This window comes from Mucilaginibacter sp. CAU 1740 (assembly GCF_039839285.1).
Taxonomy (GTDB): domain Bacteria; phylum Bacteroidota; class Bacteroidia; order Sphingobacteriales; family Sphingobacteriaceae; genus Mucilaginibacter.
The window spans coordinates 383,670-405,188 of the sequence record NZ_JBDOQS010000005.1; the positions used below are offsets into that span (position 1 = coordinate 383,670).

The following is a 21,519-nucleotide window of genomic DNA, read 5'->3' on the forward strand; positions in this document are numbered from 1 at the left end:
TTTGAAGATCGCCACGTATAATATCAACGGCATCAACGGACGTTTACCGAACCTGTTGCATTGGCTTTCGGAGGCAAAGCCCGACGTGGTCTGCTTGCAGGAGTTGAAGGCTGCGGACGACCGTTTCCCGGAGCAAACCTTACTGGATGCCGGTTACTATTCGATCTGGCAGGGGCAGCAAAGCTGGAACGGCGTTGCGATCCTTTCGAGGTATGGTGAAATCAAGGAAACGAGGCGCGGGCTTGACGATGACCCGGATGATACGCATAGCAGGTATATCGAGGCATTTATCAATGGCATCGTCATAGGCTGCCTGTACCTTCCGAATGGCAACCCGTATCCGGGACCTAAATTTGACTATAAGCTGCAATGGATCAAACGGCTCACCATACATGCCAAACGGCTGATGGGCTTTGGCCTTCCGGTAGCATTGATCGGAGATTTCAATATTATCCCGACAGATATGGATACCTATAAACCCGAAAAATACAGGAACAACGCACTGTTCCGGCCCGAAGCGCGCAAATTCTTCCAGTCCCTGTTGAAACAGGGTTGGACGGATGTTATCCGTAAGCTTTACCCGGAAGAACGGGTATATACTTTCTGGGAATATCTCCGACATGCCTACAAGCGGGATGCGGGGCTACGGCTGGATCATTTCCTGCTGAATGAGCAGTTACTTGGCAAGGTGTCGGGCGGAGGAGTTGATCGCCGTATTCGCGGGTTGGCGCATAGCAGCGACCACACTCCTGTTTGGATTGAGATACAGACCGATTAAAAAGTTTGACTATTTCCTATGTAACGAGTTCCAGGGTCGCCTTATCTTTTTGTCCATGAAAATATTTGTGAAGAACGGCCTCAAAGACCTGGTTAGCGCCTGGGACCAGCGCAAATAGGGTCATACTTGATCTTAGTTTTAAATCGTCGGGGCTTCCCATCACTGCGGTGGCATCATAACCCGGTATGTCCAGCAAGGCGTTGCAAATATCGATCAGCCTGCGCCAGAGCACCGGATGGGCCAGGTAGGCTGCGGCCTCCTTTAAATCCCTGATCGCATAGCGCTTCGACATGCTGCTAAAACCCAGGCCTTCGATCTGCGGAAATATATACCACATCCAATGGCTGCGTTTACGGCCGGTTTGAATTTCGGCGAACGCATTATTATAGTCCCCTGGTCTGGGCTTGCAGGAATTTCTCCAAGTCAATCTAAGTGATCATCGTGTTTGGTTAGCTTTTCCTTCGCGAAATGTTTACGTGCCTGCTTCAGTCCCGTGGCGATAACTTCACCTTCGTCGCCTAAAGAAATTTGCCAAATTTCCTTTTTTGATAGTAAAATACTCCGATTGGTTCCGACTCGGAGTAGAAAATTTTGTCACTACATTTGCTTCTTGAAAAAGAAAATGCGCTGATTGGGTTTAAAAAAGGAGGGCCACAGCAAACAAAATTTTATAAAAGTTTAAAAGTCAAAAAAATTAAACTGTGTTTTTATGCAAATTTTGTGCAAATAAAAAATCCCCACTCGTCCGAGTGGGGATAAATCATTGATTTTCAAGCTCCCCTTACTGGGCGGAATTCGAACCAATTTTTAGAGCAAATGCGCCTTTTGAGCGAAATAGAGCAATTTTAGCGAACCCTTACTGGGCGATTTTCGAACCACGAATATTTCGATAAAGCGAAAGCAAGAACTAAACTTATCTATCACACAATGAGCATGAAATTTGTACTTGTAATTGATAACTTGACGTTTGGAGTTGGCCCGTTATCAGCTGACCGAAAAACATAAAAAACCGATGGAGATTTATTTAGAGACAGGTTTTGAAAATTTATCTCATTTTTCCTACGCTTTCAAAAAACAATTTGGTTATACTCCAACAGATTTAGCTAAACGGAGGTAAGAAAAGCAAAATTAGCTGACTTGCGAGTTAGTGCAGATAACTCAAAGTTTATTTGTTTGCCTATTGAAGAGCATCCTAAGCCCCGTTAATCTGATACTTATCGTATGTACAAATACCACCAAATTTGGCTGGAAGGTTTAAAAGGAAGTCTGAAACTATGGTTGATTTGTAGCTTGCCATGGAAATTACAACTGGATAGATAATACCATTCTATTTTTGCATCCAAAAAGTGCTTTTACTTAATTATCAGTAACTATTGTAATTAAACCCGCAAATCAGCAACAATTTCTGGCCTCTCTAGGTCAATTTATATTACCATGGTGTTTATGAAGTGTCGAAAACTCGACGATAAAAGTATATTTCAATTTCTAGAAGAAACTGAAATATACTTTTATCATAATTGATTTTATAATAAAAACAGGATGCTCATATTGCAGGTCAGCAGGCAATCAATTATTTTCCAATAAAACTTTATCAGCCTCAGCCAGCCTGCTTTTCGCAAAGAAATTCTGATGCCAGTAAGGATATAACAGTGGCAATTTACTGACCTCATTCAAACGCTGTATTTCCTCTGCAGTGAGCTGTACAAATGAAGCAGAGATATTGTCCTCAATTTGTTTTAGCGTGCGGCCGCCAATTACAACAGAACTTACAGAAGGGCGGGTTAACAACCATGCTATCGCGATCTGAGCAGCTGAAACTTGTTTTTCTTTGCCAATTTCGCTAAGGACATCAACGATATTCCAAAGCCTGTTCCAATCTCTTATTGGGGGTTCATTCCAGCCCTCTGAAAAACGAGTACCTTGTTGCTGCTGCATTTCCCTTGTATATTTACCGGATAATAAACCACCGGCCAGAGGACTCCAGATCAAAGCTCCAAGACCCTGGTCAACCCCGATAGGTAACAGCTCGTATTCAGCTTCGCGCGCTTCCAGCGTGTAATGGATCTGTTGCGTAACAAAGCGCTGGTACCCATGATCTTTACTTGCGGCGAGAGATTTCATCGTGTGCCAGCCTGAAAAATTTGAACTACCGGCATACCTTATTTTACCTTGTCTGATCAAAGTATCCAACGCTTCCAGCATTTCTTCCAGGGGGGTAAGACCATCCCATTCGTGCATGTAGTAGATATCGATAACGTCAGTACGCAATCTTCTCAGGCTCTTTTCACACTCTCTGATCAAATGGTACCGGGAGAAGCCTTCATCATTCGGCCCATTGCCAATTGGCATTCTGGCTTTTGATGATAAAAGTACGTCCCCCGGCCTCGTACCATTTAATATTCCCCCCACGATCTCTTCTGACAAACCAGCTGAATACATATTAGCCGTATCGATCAGGTTTACACCCATTTCAATTGACCGGTTAATAATACTTCTGGCGAGTTCTCTGTCGTTACTGCCAACTTTGGCAAAGGCACCTGAACCGCCAAAAGTCATGGTTCCAAGTGTAATGTTTGAAACTTTGAGGCCTGACCGGCCTAATAATCTGTATTCCATTTCTGTTTCTGAATTTTCTAAATCATCAATTAATTATTGATTCAAAATTATTCAGAAACAGTAACGCGGACTTTGCTTTTAGCATCAACTTTATTGACAATTAAATTCAATTATCGATTGAGCCCCGTCAGAATGAATTTACAAGATCATATTTTTTCAGTTTGATTCCGAGGACTGACTCCAAAGATTAATGTCGCCGTCCTTTGCATGCTCATCAATTTCAGCAAGTTCCTTTTCCGTAAAATCGATGTTTTTCAAAGCACCTACGCAGTCAATAACCTGTTGCGGCTTACTTGCACCGATCAAGGCAGATGTCACCCGTCCTTTTCTTAAAACCCAGGCTATGGCTAACTGTGCCAGTGTCTGACCACGGGAAAGTGCAATTTCATTTAAAGCTTTTATGTGCTGCAAATTTTCATCGCTCAGGAATTTGGTTTGAAGCGACTTTCCCTGACTGGCCCGGCTATCTTCCGGAATGTTGCCTTTGATATATTTATCCGTCAGCATACCCTGGGCCAATGGCGAAAATACAATGGAACCTAATCCTGAATCATCGAGGGTATCCAGTAAGCCGTCTGTTTCGACCCATCTGTTAAGCATGGAATAGCTGGGCTGGTGAATGACAAATGGCGTTCCGAGCGATTTGAGAATGCTGTGCGCCTCTTTTGTTCTTTGAGAATTATAGGATGATATTCCGACGTAAAGTGCCTTGCCGGAACGGACGAGCTGGTCTAAAGCTAACATCGTTTCCTCCAGCGGGGTATTGGGATCATAGCGATGGGAATAAAATATATCTACATAATCCAATCCCATTCTTTTCAGGGATTGTTCACAACTTGCCGTGATATATTTCCGGCTTCCCCATTCCCCATATGGCCCGGGCCACATCAGGTAACCGGCTTTTGAAGAAATGATCAGTTCGTCTCTTAACCCGGCAAATTCTTCGCGAAGAATTTGTCCGAATGCAATTTCAGCACTGCCCGGGGGCGGCCCGTAATTGTTGGCCAGGTCAAAATGTGTTATGCCAAGGTCAAAAGCCGTTGTACAGATATTCACTTTAGTAGCGTGGTCAGTATCGTTACCGAAATTATGCCATAGACCAAGTGATATTGCCGGTAGCAATAGACCACTGGCACCGCAGCGGTTATAGATCATCTGATCATAGCGGTTTGGATTTGGTGTCCATTTCATGTTATAGGTTTTATTTACTGTTGTAAGTTTACGGATTAGCCAGGAAAATCAATTCCAGTTTCATTAAATAATTCAACTGCATTCTGCCAGGCAATTTCCCCAAAAAAACCAACAGAATTTTAATTTCTTACGGTTTAGAGCGGGATTTGTATTGCTGATTTTAACAGGATCTTCTTTCGCCTGATCTGGAAGTAAAGATCTTTCTTTTTCTTCTTTTAAGGCTTTCAACGCTTCCTGTGTCGCCTTATACGCCATTGATATATACATGATATTGTTTTTAAGTAAATGATTAACCGAGCTTTGTCCGGTCTTTAAAAGTTGATAAGGTTTGATCTGGCCGATATGCTGATTTTACCGGCCGATAGCCAAGTACTTTTTTAGCTTTCCGGGTATCCATAAAATCGATGTCATCTACAATGGTAAAACCTTCATACCAAAACTGCTTGTTACTGTCTATGGCCAGTTTGGTTGCCTGAGTGACATTGGCGCTGCTAACGCTTACACCCATCACCACCTTATCAATGGGCCCATAACGCAAGGCAATCGTTTCCATCTTTTTATTCAGTCCGTGCCAGGCCATTATTTGCTCGGCCATCACTTTACTGGTATGATAGGAAAGATCAATATCGCGGCAATGCAGTTCCTCTGCTTTCAGGTATTGGGAAACCACCTGCTGATTCTCTGTTACCGGGTAATGAAATGGTATACCACCTTCAATTCCGTAATAGGTGGTTGAACTTGCGTAAACCAGGCGGCGTACACCGGTTTTTAACGCTGCCTGTGCTACATTAAAACTGCCCTCTACATTTGTGCGGAAATAATCCTGATAAGTTTTACCTTCGGTCGGCTTTGGTATGGCTGCGAGATGGACAACGATTTCGCAGCCTTTCATACTGGCTTCTAATTGTTGCGGATTAAGAATATCATTTCCCTCCAATATATCGTAGCCAACGATATCATATTCATTACCAAAAGCTTTGATCAGCCTGCTGCCGACATAGCCCAGGTGACCTGTGATCATAATTTTCTTTCGATCCCCTTTTCCTAAAGTGTTATTCGCTCCAGCGCCTTTTACAAACCCTGGTGCTAATGCTAATGCACCTGCGAAAACGGCAGATTTTCCGGATAAATACAGAAAATCGCGACGTGATGTTTTTTGATCCATAATACTTTGTTTTACAGATACAAAATTGCACTACCTATGGTTATGGGCGCATATTCAGTTCAAACGAAAAGCTATGAAATTCAAACCGTGTTTCTCCGGAGCATGCCGGGTGTTTCGCCAGTGTGTTTCTTAAAAAATGATGTAAAGTTATTAGGTTCTTCAAAACCCAGTGCGTAAGCAATTTCCGCAATATTCCAGTCCGTATCCCGGAGCATGGTGACAGACTCTTTGGCTATTCTTTCGGCAATCAGCTGTGTAGTTGTTTTACCTGTTATTTGTTTGACAGCGCGGTTCAAGGAATTGACATGCACAGAAAGCTGGTTTGCATAATCTCCGGCTGATTTAAGTTTGAGCGGAGCTTGCGCAAAATGAACAGGAAACTGGCGTTCCATAAGTTCCAGGAAAAGAGAGGCGACTCTTGTTGCAGCATTTAAATGTGGCTCATATTGTTGCCTGGGCTGCAGTTTTATGGCTTCGTGCATCAATAAATGAAGATAATTGCGCAACACGTCAAATTTGGCCGCATAACTGCTTTGCATTTCAGCGATCATTTTCCTGAAAATATCGGAAATGACCTGTTCCTGGACAGCATCAAGGAAAAACACGGGAGTGCCCCCGGTTTTGAAAAAGGGCGAATCGGCTAAACTACCTGTCCTTTCTCCGTTTTGAAGAAAATATTCGGTAAACAGGCAAAACCAGCCTGACTGTTCAGGAGATTCTGATTCCCAGGCGTAAGGCACCATCGGGTTTGAAAACTGCAAGGCCGGTCGGCCAACATCGATCCAGCGATTAGCATAAAAAAGCTTTCCCGGATCGAGTACGAGGGCGACTTTATAAAATGACCTCTTGCTGAAAGGAGAAGTTAACGGGCAGAAATTGCGCGGAAATGCAGCGAAATCACCAAGCTGGGCATCTTGTTTAAAAGCTGCTGACGCATACGGCGAACGCTGGTAAAATTCCTCGACAGTTTCTGTTATGTCACTCATAATCCCTTTAAATCCCGGTTTTACTCAAAGTTAAATAATCACCGGAATTAATTCACGTTTAAGAAGCGGCGTTTTTTTTCCGTGCCTGGCGTTTAATATCGGCCACTTCCAGAATAGTTTTAGGATATCCTTTTCTTACACATTCGATCATGGCATCACCCACCTCCTGCATCTTGCAGATCCAATCCGGCAGAACCAGATACCAGAAAGGTGACAGCACATCAAAAGCACGGTAGATCCATCTCACATGATGCTGGCCTTTAACGGGCCGCATAAATCCGGGGCGGAAATTATAAACTGCCTTAAAAGGCAGGCGTGCAATCGCGTTTTCAGTCCTGCCTTTTACTCTAGCCCACATGACCTTCCCATGTTCCGTGCCGTCTGTACGGTTTCCCGATACATAGATAAAGGTCATTTTCGGCGTAATTTTGACCAGTGTTTCCGCGAAGGGCACTACGAAATCATAGGTCTTACGGGTGAAACTTTCTTCATTTTCACCTAATGAACTAACGCCGGCACAAAAGAAACAGCCTTCATAACCTTCAAGCAAATCACTTTGATCCTTCAATGCCGTAAAGTCAGTCAAAATAAGTTCACTAAGTTTAGTGTGCTGAACCTGTAATGGTTTTCTCGAAATACTCAGCACTTTCGTCACCATGGGGTCGTTTAAACAAATCCTCAATACACCTTCACCAACCAGTCCGGTTGCCCCTGTTATGATCACCTTCATTACCTAAATATTAACATCATTAAAGCTTTTCAACTTGCGGTGCTTTTTTCCTCAAACACCAGGCTGACAAAAATATCATACAACGAATCCACTTAGTTTGTTTAAAAGGTTAAATATGGTTTGTTTAAACGTCAATTATTGAATAGTACCAACCGGTCCGCAAAAAAGTTCATTCACCATGATCGTGTCCAGGAACTCCTTTTCCTCAACGATGAGACCATTTTCTACACGCATCAGAAATACGATCTGGTTATCGTATATACGGCCGTCAATTCGTTTGGCATAATTTCTAAGCTGTATAGCAGCCTGGTCACCCTCCGTAAAAATGGAGTTGATGGTGATCTGCAGGCCGTTTGGAAAACGGTCCCGGATGTTTGCGAATATCCGGGACATGCTTTCTGGTGTCTGCCAACCTCCGAAGGGCCAGGAATTTTCACCGCTGATCCAATATCTGTTGTCCGGAGATTTATATTGAACAGCTTTTTCAAACTGTCCGTTAATTATGGCATCGAAATAACTTCTGATAACTTCTTCTGTTTTCATAAAATTGTAGCCGACTAAACGTCATTTAAATTGTTGTTATAAAATCTTAACAGGAAATTCACTGAGAGCAATGCCTGAACACAAGCTTAGCTTAAAGGTTTATTTTGCTCAGGTTGTAAGCAGTATCAACTTTGGTGTTTACAGATAATTTGGGCGTGGCCCAGGCCATATCCATATTGACTATCAGCAATTCATGGCCGCGCAGTAAGATTTCAGCCGGCTGATCAAGTTTACCGTCAGTACCGTCGGTATCTCCATTCATTTGCAGCGTTGTCACTTTGCCGTCCCGGCTGATCGCATGTACGGCATTATTCAGGAAATCCGCAACATAAAAGGTATTTCTTTCCGGGCTAAAGATCAGTCCGTCGGGTCCTTTCATATGCTTATCCTGCGCAAACAGGGTTGTTTCTACTGCCTTGTTCCGGCTATCGAGTTTAGAACGGAAGATCTGACCTTTTTCAATTACCGTGGTGTACATATAACCCTTGTCATCGAAAGTAATGCCGTCGGCTCCAAATCCCATATGATTATCTGATTGGAAAGTAACGACCAGGTGATCATCACCTCTGCCGTTTTGGTAAGGCTTAAGATGGACGGGTGATTTATCCTGCATCTCTTTTAAGGCAATAGCATACACCCCGCTTACCAGCGATTTATTGCCGGCCTGCAAAACAGACTCGGTTACAAAGAGGTGATCGCCCTGCCAGTATACGCCGTTTGAAGCAATAAAACCTTCAACAACAACGTCGGCACTTACTGCTTTTCCATTAACGATGTTGATCCGTAAAATACGTGATTTGTGGTCTTTATTAAAGAACACCTGCATGTCTGCTACGTACAAATTGCCATCAGGGCCGATAGCGCTGTCCATCGGGCCGACATGCCCGGTTTCCGGATGCATATCCTGAGGTTTAAAATCATACCAATGCGCAATTTTATTATCTGTGCCGATGATGGCCATAAACGGGGCATCCGGCGATTTGATCAAACCCTGTTTTAATAAGTATTCATTGTTAAAGTTTGGTACGGATAATATCACGCTGTTGTCGCCGGTGATAGCCAGACCGTCAGGGGTATTGTAGCCTTTGGGAAGTTTGATAAAAGGCTGTGATACATTCGCCGGGCCGGCATTGGTATCTATATTTGCCTGCAGCTTGTTTTGCTGCGTTGCGGTGTCTGCCTGTGCATCGTTTTGAGTAGTACCTGAGTTGCAGGCCACCAGTAAAACTGAGGCAACCGCCGCCGAAAGGTGAAATAATCTTTTCATTGTAAATCTTTTCATTGTGCCTGAGCACGGTTAATATTCACAACAAAATTGCCCATTCCGCGGTGGATGTATTTTGCTAAGCGCTTCAAATTATTTGCGCTTTTATTCCAAATTTCGCCAAATACTATTGCTGAAGTTTGGTGTCGATCACCATAATGCCGAACTCCGGCTCCAGTCGTTTATATAAACTTTCCGGTTCAACGGTTACGATCACTTCAAGGGTTGGTGAAACAAACGCTTCCAGCAAATGTCCGCCATGGACGATGCCGTCAGCAGTAGCCAGGTTAATATGCGCGTGTACCACAGGTGTTCCCGCTTTCAGGGCGATATCGCCGATCAGTGAAGTTATTTCTGCAAATTCATCGATCCTGGATACTTTAAACATTTTTCTTGATTGGTCATACCAGCCATATCTTGAAGTTTTAGCGTCCCCTATACCCGTGAAATGTGCGCTTTTTACCTTGTATTTCACTGCAAATTCCTTCAATCCGGACAACACTTCATCACCGGCAGCAAAAATGAGCGCATAGGTTTTCGTTGTGCCGCCCTTGCTGATCAGCTTGACCTGCACGCCTGGTGAACGTCCGGTTTGCGGCGGCTGTACCGGAGACGCATATTCCTGCGCCTGTGCTTTGAAGCCGGTGAGCAGGCATATAATGGCAATGGGTAATATAGCAGTTATAGATGATTTTGTATTTTTCATGATTTTAAATATTGAATTGATTTAAAAGTGCGATGGACTCGAAAACGCGGGCAACAACTTCGGCACCAGGATCTGGAACACCGGCGAGCGAATGTTCCCCAAGATAAGAGGAACGCCCGAATTTGGTATGCAGGATAGTTTTGGTACTTTCGGCACCAGCGCGGGCAGCTTCTGCTGCCTGCCGGACCGTTGATCCTCCGGCCAGCGCCATTAATGCGGGTTCGAGCGCATCGATCATCGTTCTGTCGCCAGTCTGTGCGCCGCCATAATCTTTTATTTTCTGTAAACCTGCCGTCAGTGCCTGCACCAGGTTCTCCTGATTCGTCCAGTCATTTCCTGCGGCTGTAAAAAATATGGAAAGCAAAACACCACTTGAACCGCCTGTGTCGCGGGCAAGAACGCGTCCTAAGGTGAGCAGTAAATGTCCGGGATGGTCCAGCGGCAAATCTTGGACTACGGCGAGTACCTGTTTACCCATCAGGGCAAATGTTGAACCGGCATCGCCGTCGCCAACTCTGGCATCCAGGGCGTTGATCTCTTTTTCTGCTGAGATCAACAGTTCAGCCGCCTGACCAATGATTTGCTCGACATTCAGGTTAGCCGATGGCGCAAATTGAATTACCTCCGGGAGTTGCGGGCTGCTGACAGCTGCGGGTGCAGCAAAAGGATAAATACCCCAGATGGCAGGCTGTATGGGTTCCAGTAGCGCCTTTTCTGTATCATCATTTAATTCCAGTAAAGAAATAGTAAAACCGATCATATTGATGGACGTCATGAACGGAGCGGGACCGATCAGATAATCAACCTTTTCAGCCAAAGCGGTTTTCCGGAGCGCATTAACCAATATACCCATTTCCAGCGGACTGACACCACCCATATTATTCATAATCAGCGCGTATCGTGCATCGGGATCCGGGAGAAATCCTTCTAACTTTTTTACGGCAAGGCTAACCAGCTGGTCTGCCTGCGCATAATCAATGATCTCAATGCCCGGCTCGCCGTGTATACCCAGCCCCAACTCCGCCTGGTTTTCACTTAACCGTGGCTCGAAATCCTGACCCGGTCGGTGGCACTCTGTAAGTGAAAGACTGATCGAATAAGTTTTACGGATCACCGCCTCAACAGCTGATGTAATTTCCTCCAGTGAATTCCCTGCCTCCGCCATGTAACCGGCCACCTTTTGTGCAAACAGGGTGCCCACCAAACCACGCCGGTTAACATCCATGCCTAACGCAACGTCATCATTAACAATAATGGTATTCACCTTATAGCCTAATGCGCGTGCCTGTTCGGCCGCCAGTCCGAAATTAATCCGGTCGCCGGTGTAATTTTTAATAATGACCAGGCTGCCGGCGTCTCCTGTTACCGCCAATATAGCTGAGAGCACGGCATCAACCGAAGGCGAGGCAAATATATCACCACATACCGCAGCGGTCAGCATGCCTTTGCCTACCAGCCCGGCATGTGCAGGTTCATGTCCTGAACCTCCGCCGGATATTACCGCGACTTTGGATTTATCCCAGTCTTTCCGGACTACCACACGCACTTCCGGGAACCGGTCGAGTTTGGCTAACAACGGGTTTGTCAGTAGGCCGTCGATGGCCTCCGTTACCACCTCATCCGGATTATTAATGAAAAATTTCATATACTTTAGCTTTATTTAGGTGAATAGCTTTTCCATATCCCGGGTAATCCGTTTTGCCCGTTTAAGGGATCTGTTGATGGCACAGGCAGGGCAGCGATAGTTTTATCCGTGCCCGGCCGTTCACCTGGTTTACCGGTATTCACGTCCCAGTTACGACCGTCAGGGTATGCACCAACTACGCCAAGACCACTGCCTCCAAGATTTTTATGTCCTACGCCCGCCGGAATGATAATAATGTCACCGGCTTCAATATTGATCTTTTTCCCGTTTTCACCTCCAAGGTGCACTAAGGCGTTGCCGGAATAAATACCCAGCACTTCATGAGATGTGCTGTGGTAATGATGAAAAGGATAGATACCATTGCGCCAGGAATTGGTCCAGTTGTTATCACCGAAAGTTTTTTCCAGCCAGGCCGCACCGGCGGTACCCCGGGCATTAAAGGCATTTTTATAAATCAATAAGGGCAAATGACTATTGGGGATCACCCCGTCATCCTTAAAAATAAATTCTTCAGGTTTCATGATTTTACTCCGTGAAAATAATTTCAGGCCCGGTAACAGCAACAGGCTGAAACCGGCAATAAATTTCTTTCTGTCCATAAATACTATTAGGTTTAAAATGTTCGGTAATGATTATTGTTTGCCGGTTTAATGACGGCACCAACTAAAAATCCTGAACAAATATGCAATTACAGAAGACGGTTGATTTTGCTGTAGCTGCCAAAATAATTGCGTTTTACAGTCAAAATAAAAACAGTTGAATGATTGAAGATCGTTCAACTGTTTTAGCATCATTTAAATTCAGTTCCCGTTAGTTAACAGTTACGCGCGATGTGCTGGGGTTAAAGCCCCAATAAGCTTTGAACAGCCGGGAAAAGTGAGATATGTTTTCGTAACCCACCGTATAGCAAACGTCGGCCACCGTCATTTGCGTGACCGAAAGCAGTTCCTTTGCTTTTTTCAAGCGTTTTCCTGTATCCATTTGCCTGGTGACATCTGGTAGATACTTTCAAAATCACGCCTGAAACTTGAAAGGCTTCTGCCCGAAAGATAAGCCAGTTCATCCAGGTCAACGGGATTCAGGTAATTCTCTTCCATGACTTTCGGAATATCGGTCTGATGCTGGCTTTTTAGCTGGATCAGCTGCAGCAGCAGGCTTTTATCCGTATGCGCCAGGTCATAAAGCAATTCCAGCATTTTGATCCGGAACAGATTGGTATTAACTTCCTCCTGGTCCCTGAAAAAAGGCTTAAGCGATTCTAAAAAACGCAGCAGCCTTTCATTATAAGGCCTTACATAGATCGGCGCTGTTTCCTGGTCCCTGAACAACCTGATATTTTCCGATTTTAAGAACTCCAGCAGGAAACTGTCCTTCAGGAAGAACATCATACTTTCAAAGGCGTAGTTATGATCAGGATTACCCAGTTTCCAGGTTTCGATCCCGCTGAATTTTTTGAGCAGGATCATTTCGTTCTTTTTCACCTCGAATTCCTGTGTACCCAGTTTTATCCGGAATGTACCTTCCATCACAAATAACAGCAGGTGATCCTGCAGGAACATCACTTTCCGGGTTTCATGTGCCTGTGTACATGATTCCACCAGGGATACGTCTTCCAATTCCAGCACATTTTGATAATGCGGTGCATTCGGCAGATCGCCGGGAACCTTTACTACTTTCATGTTCGTTATTTTAGTCGTGCCTTCAAATCTATCTTACAGATATTAAACTTCATATCCACGTCACTGTTTACCGCATATCCTTTACTGGCCCAGGCCATATCCATGTTCACAATGATCAGTTCATTGCCGCGGAGCACCAGCTCTGCGGGCTGATCCAGTGACCCGTCGCTGCCATCACTATCGCCGTTTTTATGCAGCGTATGCACTTTCCCGTTCATATCAATGGCATGCACTGCATTTCCAAGGAAGTCGGCCAGGAAAAACGTTTGATACTGCGCGCTGAAGATCAGTCCATCCGGACCGATCACCCGCTTATCCTGAACAAAAAGCTTAGTTTCCACGGCTTTGTTTGCAGCATCAAGTTTTGAACGGTAAATTTTGCCTTCCTCAATAACAGTAGTGTAAAGATAACCCTTATCATCAAAAGTTATCCCATCGGCTCCCGAACCCAAATGGTTGAACGATTTAAACCAGGTGACCAGGTGACTGTCACCCCTGCCATAATTAAAGGTATCTACCTTTACAGGCTGTTCTTTTTTGAGCTGGCCAATTGGAAAAGCGTAAACTCCGCTGTACAGCGCAGAATCTGTTTTTTGCAGAACTGACTCGGTAACGAAAAGTGTGCTGTCTTTCCAATACATTCCATTGCAGCTCATCATGCCGGTTACCACGACATCTGCGTCAACCGGTTTGCCGTTTTTGACGTTTATACGCAAAATTCTGGATTGGTGATCTTTATTGTAAAACCACTGCCGGTCATTGACATATAAATTTCCGTCAGGTCCGAATGCACAATCCATCGGGCCAACTTTTCCGGTAAGCGGATGAAGATCTTCCGGTTTAAAATCATACCAGTGCTCTACCCGGTTGTCTTTGTGAATAACAGCCATAAATGCCGGTGACGGCGTTTTTATCCTGCCTTTCTCCAGCAGGTACTGATTGTTAAAGTTAGGTACGGATAGTATAATACTGCTGTCGGGGCCAATTTCCATACCATCGATGGTATTGTAGGTTTCCGGCAGTTCTGCGACCAGCTTTGTTTGATATGTCCCGGTATTTATCAAACTTTTAGTTGAACTGCAGCCTGCCAGTCCGGCAAGCGGCAGCAAGGCAGCCACTACAATGCCGGGCTTCCATCTTTTCAAAAGAAAGTACATGGTGTAATTTTTATAGTTCGGTGTCGCTGTAACTGAAACGCGAAGGTCAGCTACAGGCAAAAAAAAATGCGGGCCAAGTGACAACCCCGCAGTTATGTGCCTGCAGGGTTGTAAGTAGAAACTGCTGTTTAAGACCGGCCCATAACCGTAGGCGCGTCATTCTCTATCAGCTTTTTAGTTTTCAGTTCGTCCCAAAAAGCGGCAGGGATATTGACCTGCAACGAGGCCGCATCATCACTGATCTGTTTGGCAGTACGCGCGCCAACCACCATTGAAGCCACTACATCAGGATAAGACGAGAATTGCAAAGCTGCCGTACGCAGGTCAATATTATATTTTTCTGCGATCCTGGTCATTTGATCACGCTTGTCAAAATATTCCTGTGGCGTTGGTTTTTTAGGATTGTAGTTGTAACGGTTGCTGCCCGAGATAAAGCCGGCATTCAGACTTGAACCGATCACTACTTTGATCTTGCGTTTCCTGAATTCAGGGAACAGCTGGTGCAGTGCGTTCGAATGATCGATAAGTGAATATTGGGATGCTACTAGGAATGTATCCGGTTCAGCGTCCTGCATGGCCATCATGATCGGTTCCGGGGTATTAACACCCAGACCCCATGCTTTAATGAGGCCTTCCTGCCGCATTTTGTCCAATTCGGGGAAGGCTCCTTTTTTGGCAATATTATAATATTCTTTCCATGGACGGTCAAACCAGGGAAAATCAGCGGAGAGGTCATGCACAAACACCATATCGATACTGTCTACGCCGAGCCGCTGTAAGCTGTCTTCGATAGATCTTCTGACACCCGGACCGGTATAATCAAATACAGGTGTATTAGGCGATCCTGAATGCGGGAATATTTCGTTACCACGGCTGTTCTTCGACGCTTTCAGAAGTTTGCCGACTTTGGTAGAGATCACAAAGTCTTCGCGCCTTTGATTATGTAAAAATGCGCCGAACCGTCTTTCTGCTAATCCCAGGCCATACCAGGGAGCCATATCGAAATATCTTACACCGGCATTCCAGGCAGCTTCGATCGTTTCATGTGCCTGTTCATCCGTTACGGCTTCAAATTCGTTGCCGATTGTTACCCCGCCTAAACCAAAGTGCGGGAGTTTATTGATCCAGTCATTTGCAGCTGCTTTCATAGGTTTTTGTTTATTGTCCTGATCACGTTCATTAATCGCGCCAAATATTTGTCCCGGGAGTGCGGTGGTTAAACCAGCAATCAGCGCGCCCTTGCCGGCAGTACTTAAAAAATCGCGTCGTGTTGTCATTTTTTTTTATTTAAGAGTTTATACAAAATTAGCCTGCAAACAGGCCGCATTGTTTTGCTCAAAAAGTCATAATTATTGACTTTAAATATCAAACTACATCGATTGCTGCCGGACTATAACCGAACCGTTTTTTAAATGCAAAGGAAAAATGTGAAAGGTTCTCAAATCCGGCATCAACAAAAACTTCGGTAGGCCTTCGTTTTTTTACGGCGATCTGGTAATGCGCAAACTCCAGCCTTTTTTGTGTCAGCCAGCGGCCGGGTGTCATATGAAATATTTTTTGAAAGTCCTTTTTAAAAGTGCTGAGACTGCGGCCGGTAAGGTATCCGAATTTTTCAAGAGCGAGGTTGAACTTATAATGTTGTTCCATGAAATCTGCAAGGTCGACCTTGCCTGGCTCGTTGAATGAATTCAGCAGACGGCGAACCTGATTGTCGCGCGAATCCAGTACAGTAATGCATTCAGCAATTTTAATAGCAGCAAGATCAGGCGGCAGTTCGTCCCGCATTTCGAAATAAGGAACCAAGGAACTGAACAAACTTTCCAGCAGAGGGTGCTGCGGCAATTCGAGATGACCTTTCCATTTACCTTCTGCCGGATTTTCCGGACGGGAAGAATAGAACTTCCTTAATAATTCCTCCGGAAACAAAACCGAGACCGACCTGAACGGCTCGCCGTCAGCAGGAATTTTCGCCAGCCGGCCTAACTGGTTCCGGGGAATAAGTACTGTTGAGCCGCGCCCAAAACGGTGTGTTTGATCACCATAGGTTAACTCAAGGATACCATGATAGATGTATACCATGGCATGCTGATCTAAGATCAGCTCACTGTTGTAATGTTTCTCCCGTTTACAGGAAACAAATATGCGTCCTCTTACGGCTGTTCCTGAATTTTCCATGCGGATATTAAAATGATACGATTCAATATTTACCTGCCTGCATATTGGCAACAAGCGGTAAAGCTGCAGGTTTGCGGCCGTTGATCTCAATTCCGCCATGCTGAAACATACGTGCTGTTTCCAGGTGATTCGTTACGAATGTTGGCGGTGGCGGGGAAAGCTCATCCAGCGTGGAAATATCACCGGCCTGCAAAGTTAACCGGGTGGCCGCTATATTGGCGTCAAGCTGATCGGGGTTACGGATGCCGATGATCGTGGATGCTACTCCCGGCTTATGCATAACCCAGGCCAGTGCTACTGCTGCTATGGACGTATGATACGATTCGGCTATCCGCCCCAACGCTGCTAAGATTTTTGCAGTCCTGTCATCTATGTTCAAATCACGGCCGGTATCGCCAAGGCGCGTACCACTGGTTTTTTCTTTGCCGGCAATGTATTTACCAGATAACATGCCGCCCTTTAATGGAGACCAGGGGGTAATTCCCAATCCTAACTCCTGCGCCATGGGCACCAGTTCACTTTCTATAGTGCGCTCCAGTAAAGAATATTCTATTTGCAAACCAATAAACGGAGTCCAGTTTTTCCAGTCAGCAAGTACCTGTGCCTGTGCTATTTTCCAGGATGGCGCATAGCTTACCCCAAGGTACCGAACCTTGCCGCTTTCTACCAGCCGGTTGAGTGTGCGCATGGTTTCTTCAAGCGGTGTGTCCCAATCCCATTGATGTATGGACAGCAGATCAATGTAATCCGTTTTTAACCTGCGCAGGGATTGCTCACAACTCGCCATTATTGCGTTGGTACCCGCACCGCCGCCGTTAGGGTTGCCCGGAAAAATATTTCCCGAAAACTTGGTACCTATTACAGTTTTTGAACGCAGTGACGAGGAGTTTCCTATTACGTCTCCAATGATCTTTTCAGAGTGACCGTTTGTGTAAACACTGGCCGTGTCTATGAAATTGCCCCCGGCATCCATAAAATTCCGAATGATCTGCGCGGAGGTTTTCTCGTCGGCACCCCAGCCCCAGTCATTCCCGAAAGTCATGCCACCGAGGCAAAGCGGGCTTACCCGCAGGCCTGAACGGCCTAATGTTCTGTAGTTTTCCACTTTTTTATCGTTTAAGAGGTCTGTAATAAGCTAAGGTCAGATGTTAAATTGTAAATCAGTCAGGTTCTCACTCATCAACCATAGCTGTTTGGCATTTTGTTCATCGACAGCGTAAGGCATCACACCCGCTATTTTGGTTTTGCCATGTACACGCATAGCTGGGTCAGCTTCCCCAGGATCGAGTTCTGCCACATCGGTATTTTCACAGTAAACACCGCCGATGTTATCTAGCTGCGGACTTGTCGCGCACCAAACGGTCGTCGAAGCACCTTGTGCTATATTTTTACGTCCGGTTGCAGGATCGTGGATCACTTTGCCTTCCGCATCATAAACCCCCAGGCTTTGGAGTTTTTCTACGCTCAGATCTCTTCCCAGGTCTGTTTCCACGATTGCCCCCGGATGAAGAGAATAGGCACGTACGCCATAATGCTTACCACGTTCATCCAGTTCCAGTGAAAATAAAATATTGGCTGTTTTTGACTGGCCATACCCCAGGAGCGTGTCATATTCCCGGCGTTCAAAATTAGGATCTTCAAAATCTATAGATGCGAAATGATGCCCCCAGGAGGATACGTTGATCACTCTGGCGTTACCTGCCCGTTTTAAAGCCGGCCATAACCGTGCAGTTAACTGAAAATGCCCCAGGTGATTAGTGGAAAACTGAGATTCATATCCCCGCGCATCACGCTTTAACGGCGGCCACATAATGCCGGCATTATTGATCAGCAGGTGTAATGCCTGGCCGGTATTCAGGAAAGCCTCTGCGAAGGCGTCGATTGATGTTGGGTCCATCAGGTTCATTTCAGCCAGGCTCACATTCGCAATTCCCTCCAGGTTTTTCTTTGCTTTTTGCACGTCACGTGCAGGCACGACAACGGTTGCGCCTGCCATGGCAAGTATCCTTGTTGTTTCCAGGCCTATCCCGGCATAGCCACCCGTTACAACGGCGACCTTGCCGTTCAGGTCGATCCCTTTGATGACATCAAATGAATTGGATGCCGCTCCAAAACCGGAGTTAATGGGATGTTGCAACATTCCCTGATAATTGTTTTTGCTCATGGGTAAAATAATTTATACAGAACAAATGTAGATCAGTGCGAACGAATGGAGTTTGTTTAAAAGTTGTTTTTACTTTGTTTAAAAGGTTATGATGCGGGTCTTTAATTTTTCGAAAACGACTGGCGGTATTCGAGCGGGGAAATTTGAGTCCGTTTTTTGAACAATTTATGAAAGGACTGCGGATGCTCAAACCCCAGCTGATAAGCGATTTCTGCTACTGAAAAGGCAGTACCCGCCAGGTAATCTTTAGCTTTTTCGGTAAGTTTTTCATGGATGTGCTGCAACGCACCCTGCCCGGTTAAGGAGCGCAACATATCGCTGAGGTACCTTGGTGATAGGTTCAGGGCCTCCGCCAGCATTTCCACCGTAGGCAATCCTTTGGTCAACGGATCAGCACTGTTAAAAAATACGTCCAGCAGCGCATCGAAACGGTTGAGCAGGTCATGATTAACTGCTTTGCGCGTGATAAACTGCCGTTTATAAAAGCGATTGCTGTAATTAAGCAGGGTTTCTATTTGCGATACGACGATGTCCTGGCTATGGTCATCTATATTCTGCTGCAACTCATTTTCCAGATTGCCGATGATACCCAATACGGTTTCCTTTTCCTTATCCGACAGATGAAGTGCCTCATTACTTTCGTAAGAAAAAAATCCGAAACGCTTGATGAGTGTCCCCAAAGGATAATGACGTATCAGTTCCGGGTGAAACAACAAGGAAATGCCGAAATATTCACTTTCCCTCACTGTCGAAACTATTTGCTGAGGTGCCACAAATGTCATAGTGCCATCGTCAAAATCATAATGGCTTTGTCCATAGCCTGTACGGCCCTTAACCCGTTTTTTAAAGGAAATGCTGTAAAAATCAAATGAAAACGTAGTGGGCAGATCAGCTTTTTTTACGGAAATCCGGGTATTGTCAAATATGCTGATCAGCGGGTGCAATGGGGCCGACAGCCCCAGAACACGGTGAAGTTCTGAAACGGAAGTGAAGCGGTATGGAGCAATTGCCTTTTTCATTTTCATTACGAATTTAGTAAATACCGGTCAGCTACGCATTATTTCGACCCATGCTGCTTCTGAATACTCTTGTTTTAACCCGATATAGAAAGCGGCATCTTCGCCGACAACATAGCGCAGTTGGGCAGAGCCGTCAGTTGCGGCCTGGTAGATGGTATTGGCAACGTCGCCTGCAGTTGCTTTCGCAAGGTGACCGGTGCGGCTGGTATAACGTTGCATCAAAGCCGCCAGTTCCCCGTTATAGTCGGTTATCTGATTGTTGATCATGGTCATCCCATTCCTGAAATTGGTGCCAACACTTCCGGGTTCTATGATCTTTACCCCGATGTTCAGAAAAGCCAGTTCGTGCGATAGTGCTTCAGAGAAACCTTCAACAGCAAATTTGGAGCTGTTGTAAAGGCTGGAAAATTGCCCTGCTGTGACTCCGCCAAATGACGAAATGTTGACGATGATACCGCTTTTCTGCTTCCGCATTACTGGCAGAACCGCCTGCGTGACGCTCATCAGCCCAAACACATTAACCTGGTACTGATCGCTGATCTGCTGAGCTGTGGCAGATTCGAATACGCCGATCAAAGCGTAACCGGCATTATTGACCAATACGTCTATTTGCCCGAAATGCTCGATCCCTATCTTAACTGCTGCCTTGATGCTTTGCTCATCAGTGACATCAAGTTTTTCCACCAGCACATCCGGCATGGCGGATAGTTCGGTTTCTTTTTCAGGCGACCGCATGGTAGCAATCACATTCCATCCCCGGCCATGAAATAATAAGGCCGCTTCTTTTCCAAAACCCGATGAGGCACCGGTGATCAATACTGTCTTTTTCATACTTTTTGTTATTTGTCGCTTAAAAAAGCGGCTTCCATAAATTTATTAAACCCATCATTGCCCAATTCCAAACGCTTGTTGTACAGCATTTTAGTATCGTCCCCGGCGAGATACCGCAGCTGATTTTTGCCATCGGTAGCTGCTTCGAACACCACCTGGGCGATCTTTTCAGGCGGAGCGAATACCGTACCGCTCACATTTGCTGTAAAACGGTCCATCCAATGCTGGTAGGCCGGATGCAGGGCCCAATCGTACGACCGGTTGATGAAATCTGTTTGTATGGCACCCGGTGCAACAGTCTTGATGGAGATGCCGAGCTTACGCAGCTCGAAAGACATGCTTTCGCTCCAGCCTTCCAGTCCCCATTTGGTGGCGTGATAGAGTGATGAGAAAGGAAAACCAACCAAGCCGCCAACGGAAGTGGTGGTAATAAAAAGACCGCTGCCTTTCTTTCTGAAATAAGGGATAAATGCCTGCGTAACGCGTATTGGCCCAAGTAAATTGGTCTCGATCTGGCGCTGCAGCTGAAATTCGGTAACGGCTTCCAAAGGGCCAGAAATTCCATAACCGGCATTGTTGAACACCACATCTACATCAAATTCAGCTGTTAATTGTTCAACGGTTAGCTTTATCTGTTCAGCATCGGTTACGTCCAGCGGCAAAATGATCAGTCGTTCTGATCTTTGAAATTCTTTAGCTGCTCCCGGATCACGCATGGTAGCAATTACCCGCCAGCCTTGTGTGAGGAACAGCATTGCGGTGGCCTTACCCAAACCCGACGATGCTCCGGTTATAAATATTGTTTTCATGTGCTGTTGATTTTGATAAGGCAAAGTTCTGCAGATCTTAGCAGCGCAGAGTCGCCAAATT

Annotated in this window: 24 protein-coding genes; 2 read left to right on the forward strand and 22 right to left on the reverse strand. The window is 45.4% G+C overall.

Going from position 1 to position 21,519, the window contains the following annotated elements:
• Window position 1: 1 nt before the first annotated feature.
• Window positions 2-778, forward strand: coding sequence for an exodeoxyribonuclease III (xth, locus tag AAFN85_RS14025; RefSeq protein ID WP_347528037.1), 777 nt, complete (start codon window positions 2-4; stop codon window positions 776-778).
• 16 nt (window positions 779-794) lie between these two features.
• Here the strand turns inward: xth and AAFN85_RS14030 are convergent, their stop codons facing one another.
• Window positions 795-1,115, reverse strand: coding sequence for a DUF1810 domain-containing protein (locus tag AAFN85_RS14030; RefSeq protein WP_347528038.1), 321 nt, complete (start codon window positions 1,113-1,115; stop codon window positions 795-797).
• Between the two features lie 636 nt (window positions 1,116-1,751).
• On the opposite strand from AAFN85_RS14030, the gene AAFN85_RS14035 reads away from it, so the two are divergent.
• Window positions 1,752-1,895 (forward strand): helix-turn-helix domain-containing protein, encoded by a 144-nt coding sequence (locus tag AAFN85_RS14035; protein WP_347528083.1) that lies wholly within the window; start codon window positions 1,752-1,754, stop codon window positions 1,893-1,895.
• A 449-nt stretch (window positions 1,896-2,344) separates the two neighbouring features.
• Here AAFN85_RS14035 and AAFN85_RS14040 read toward each other — a convergent pair whose 3' ends face one another.
• The 21 genes from AAFN85_RS14040 to AAFN85_RS14140 form a co-directional block, all read right to left on the reverse strand.
• On the reverse strand, window positions 2,345-3,394 hold the full coding sequence (locus AAFN85_RS14040; RefSeq protein WP_347528039.1) for an aldo/keto reductase: 1,050 nt from the start codon (window positions 3,392-3,394) through the stop codon (window positions 2,345-2,347).
• A 156-nt stretch (window positions 3,395-3,550) separates the two neighbouring features.
• Window positions 3,551-4,585: an L-glyceraldehyde 3-phosphate reductase gene (mgrA, locus tag AAFN85_RS14045; RefSeq protein ID WP_347528041.1), complete on the reverse strand. Its 1,035-nt coding sequence runs from the start codon at window positions 4,583-4,585 to the stop codon at window positions 3,551-3,553.
• Between the two features lie 72 nt (window positions 4,586-4,657).
• Window positions 4,658-4,852, reverse strand: a complete 195-nt coding sequence (locus AAFN85_RS14050) for a hypothetical protein (RefSeq protein ID WP_347528042.1) — start codon at window positions 4,850-4,852, stop codon at window positions 4,658-4,660.
• Between the two features lie 22 nt (window positions 4,853-4,874).
• A complete protein-coding gene (locus AAFN85_RS14055) occupies window positions 4,875-5,750 on the reverse strand; it encodes an NAD(P)-dependent oxidoreductase (protein ID WP_347528043.1) in 876 nt (291 codons plus the stop codon).
• A gap of 80 nt (window positions 5,751-5,830) precedes the next feature.
• Complete coding sequence (locus AAFN85_RS14060; protein WP_347528044.1) at window positions 5,831-6,736, reverse strand: helix-turn-helix domain-containing protein; 906 nt, start codon at window positions 6,734-6,736, stop codon at window positions 5,831-5,833.
• Between the two features lie 58 nt (window positions 6,737-6,794).
• On the reverse strand, window positions 6,795-7,466 hold the full coding sequence (locus AAFN85_RS14065) for an NAD-dependent epimerase/dehydratase family protein (protein ID WP_347528045.1): 672 nt from the start codon (window positions 7,464-7,466) through the stop codon (window positions 6,795-6,797).
• Between the two features lie 135 nt (window positions 7,467-7,601).
• Entirely contained in the window at window positions 7,602-8,009 is a 408-nt protein-coding gene (locus AAFN85_RS14070; protein ID WP_347528046.1) for a nuclear transport factor 2 family protein, read from the reverse strand.
• 91 nt (window positions 8,010-8,100) lie between these two features.
• On the reverse strand, window positions 8,101-9,276 hold the full coding sequence (locus AAFN85_RS14075) for an SMP-30/gluconolactonase/LRE family protein (protein WP_347528047.1): 1,176 nt from the start codon (window positions 9,274-9,276) through the stop codon (window positions 8,101-8,103).
• A gap of 124 nt (window positions 9,277-9,400) precedes the next feature.
• Entirely contained in the window at window positions 9,401-9,979 is a 579-nt protein-coding gene (locus AAFN85_RS14080) for a PPC domain-containing DNA-binding protein (protein WP_347528049.1), read from the reverse strand.
• 4 nt (window positions 9,980-9,983) lie between these two features.
• Window positions 9,984-11,624, reverse strand: coding sequence for a dihydroxyacetone kinase subunit DhaK (locus AAFN85_RS14085; RefSeq protein WP_347528050.1), 1,641 nt, complete (start codon window positions 11,622-11,624; stop codon window positions 9,984-9,986).
• Window positions 11,625-11,635: 11 nt separating this feature from the next.
• On the reverse strand, window positions 11,636-12,223 hold the full coding sequence (locus AAFN85_RS14090; protein WP_347528051.1) for a cupin domain-containing protein: 588 nt from the start codon (window positions 12,221-12,223) through the stop codon (window positions 11,636-11,638).
• 211 nt (window positions 12,224-12,434) lie between these two features.
• Window positions 12,435-12,605 (reverse strand): helix-turn-helix domain-containing protein, encoded by a 171-nt coding sequence (locus AAFN85_RS14095; RefSeq protein ID WP_347528052.1) that lies wholly within the window; start codon window positions 12,603-12,605, stop codon window positions 12,435-12,437.
• Window positions 12,584-13,303, reverse strand: coding sequence for a hypothetical protein (locus AAFN85_RS14100; RefSeq protein ID WP_347528053.1), 720 nt, complete (start codon window positions 13,301-13,303; stop codon window positions 12,584-12,586). The genes AAFN85_RS14095 and AAFN85_RS14100 overlap by 22 nt, the downstream gene beginning before the upstream one ends.
• 5 nt (window positions 13,304-13,308) lie before the next feature.
• The gene (locus tag AAFN85_RS14105) at window positions 13,309-14,460 is read right to left on the reverse strand and encodes a hypothetical protein (RefSeq protein WP_347528054.1); all 1,152 of its coding nucleotides are present in this window, start codon (window positions 14,458-14,460) and stop codon (window positions 13,309-13,311) included.
• Window positions 14,461-14,588: 128 nt separating this feature from the next.
• Window positions 14,589-15,737 carry an aldo/keto reductase gene (locus tag AAFN85_RS14110; RefSeq protein ID WP_347528055.1) on the reverse strand — a complete coding sequence of 383 codons (1,149 nt, stop codon included), beginning with the start codon at window positions 15,735-15,737 and terminating at the stop codon, window positions 14,589-14,591.
• An 88-nt stretch (window positions 15,738-15,825) separates the two neighbouring features.
• Window positions 15,826-16,635 carry an AraC family transcriptional regulator gene (locus tag AAFN85_RS14115; protein WP_347528056.1) on the reverse strand — a complete coding sequence of 270 codons (810 nt, stop codon included), beginning with the start codon at window positions 16,633-16,635 and terminating at the stop codon, window positions 15,826-15,828.
• Between the two features lie 22 nt (window positions 16,636-16,657).
• On the reverse strand, window positions 16,658-17,740 hold the full coding sequence (locus tag AAFN85_RS14120; RefSeq protein WP_347528057.1) for an aldo/keto reductase: 1,083 nt from the start codon (window positions 17,738-17,740) through the stop codon (window positions 16,658-16,660).
• Between the two features lie 36 nt (window positions 17,741-17,776).
• On the reverse strand, window positions 17,777-18,799 hold the full coding sequence (locus tag AAFN85_RS14125; protein ID WP_347528058.1) for an SDR family NAD(P)-dependent oxidoreductase: 1,023 nt from the start codon (window positions 18,797-18,799) through the stop codon (window positions 17,777-17,779).
• 101 nt (window positions 18,800-18,900) lie between these two features.
• Window positions 18,901-19,824, reverse strand: coding sequence for a helix-turn-helix transcriptional regulator (locus AAFN85_RS14130; protein ID WP_347528059.1), 924 nt, complete (start codon window positions 19,822-19,824; stop codon window positions 18,901-18,903).
• A 21-nt stretch (window positions 19,825-19,845) separates the two neighbouring features.
• A complete protein-coding gene (locus AAFN85_RS14135; protein ID WP_347528060.1) occupies window positions 19,846-20,649 on the reverse strand; it encodes an SDR family oxidoreductase in 804 nt (267 codons plus the stop codon).
• 8 nt (window positions 20,650-20,657) lie between these two features.
• Window positions 20,658-21,458 (reverse strand): SDR family oxidoreductase, encoded by an 801-nt coding sequence (locus tag AAFN85_RS14140; RefSeq protein ID WP_347528062.1) that lies wholly within the window; start codon window positions 21,456-21,458, stop codon window positions 20,658-20,660.
• Between the last annotated feature and the right edge of the window lie 61 nt (window positions 21,459-21,519).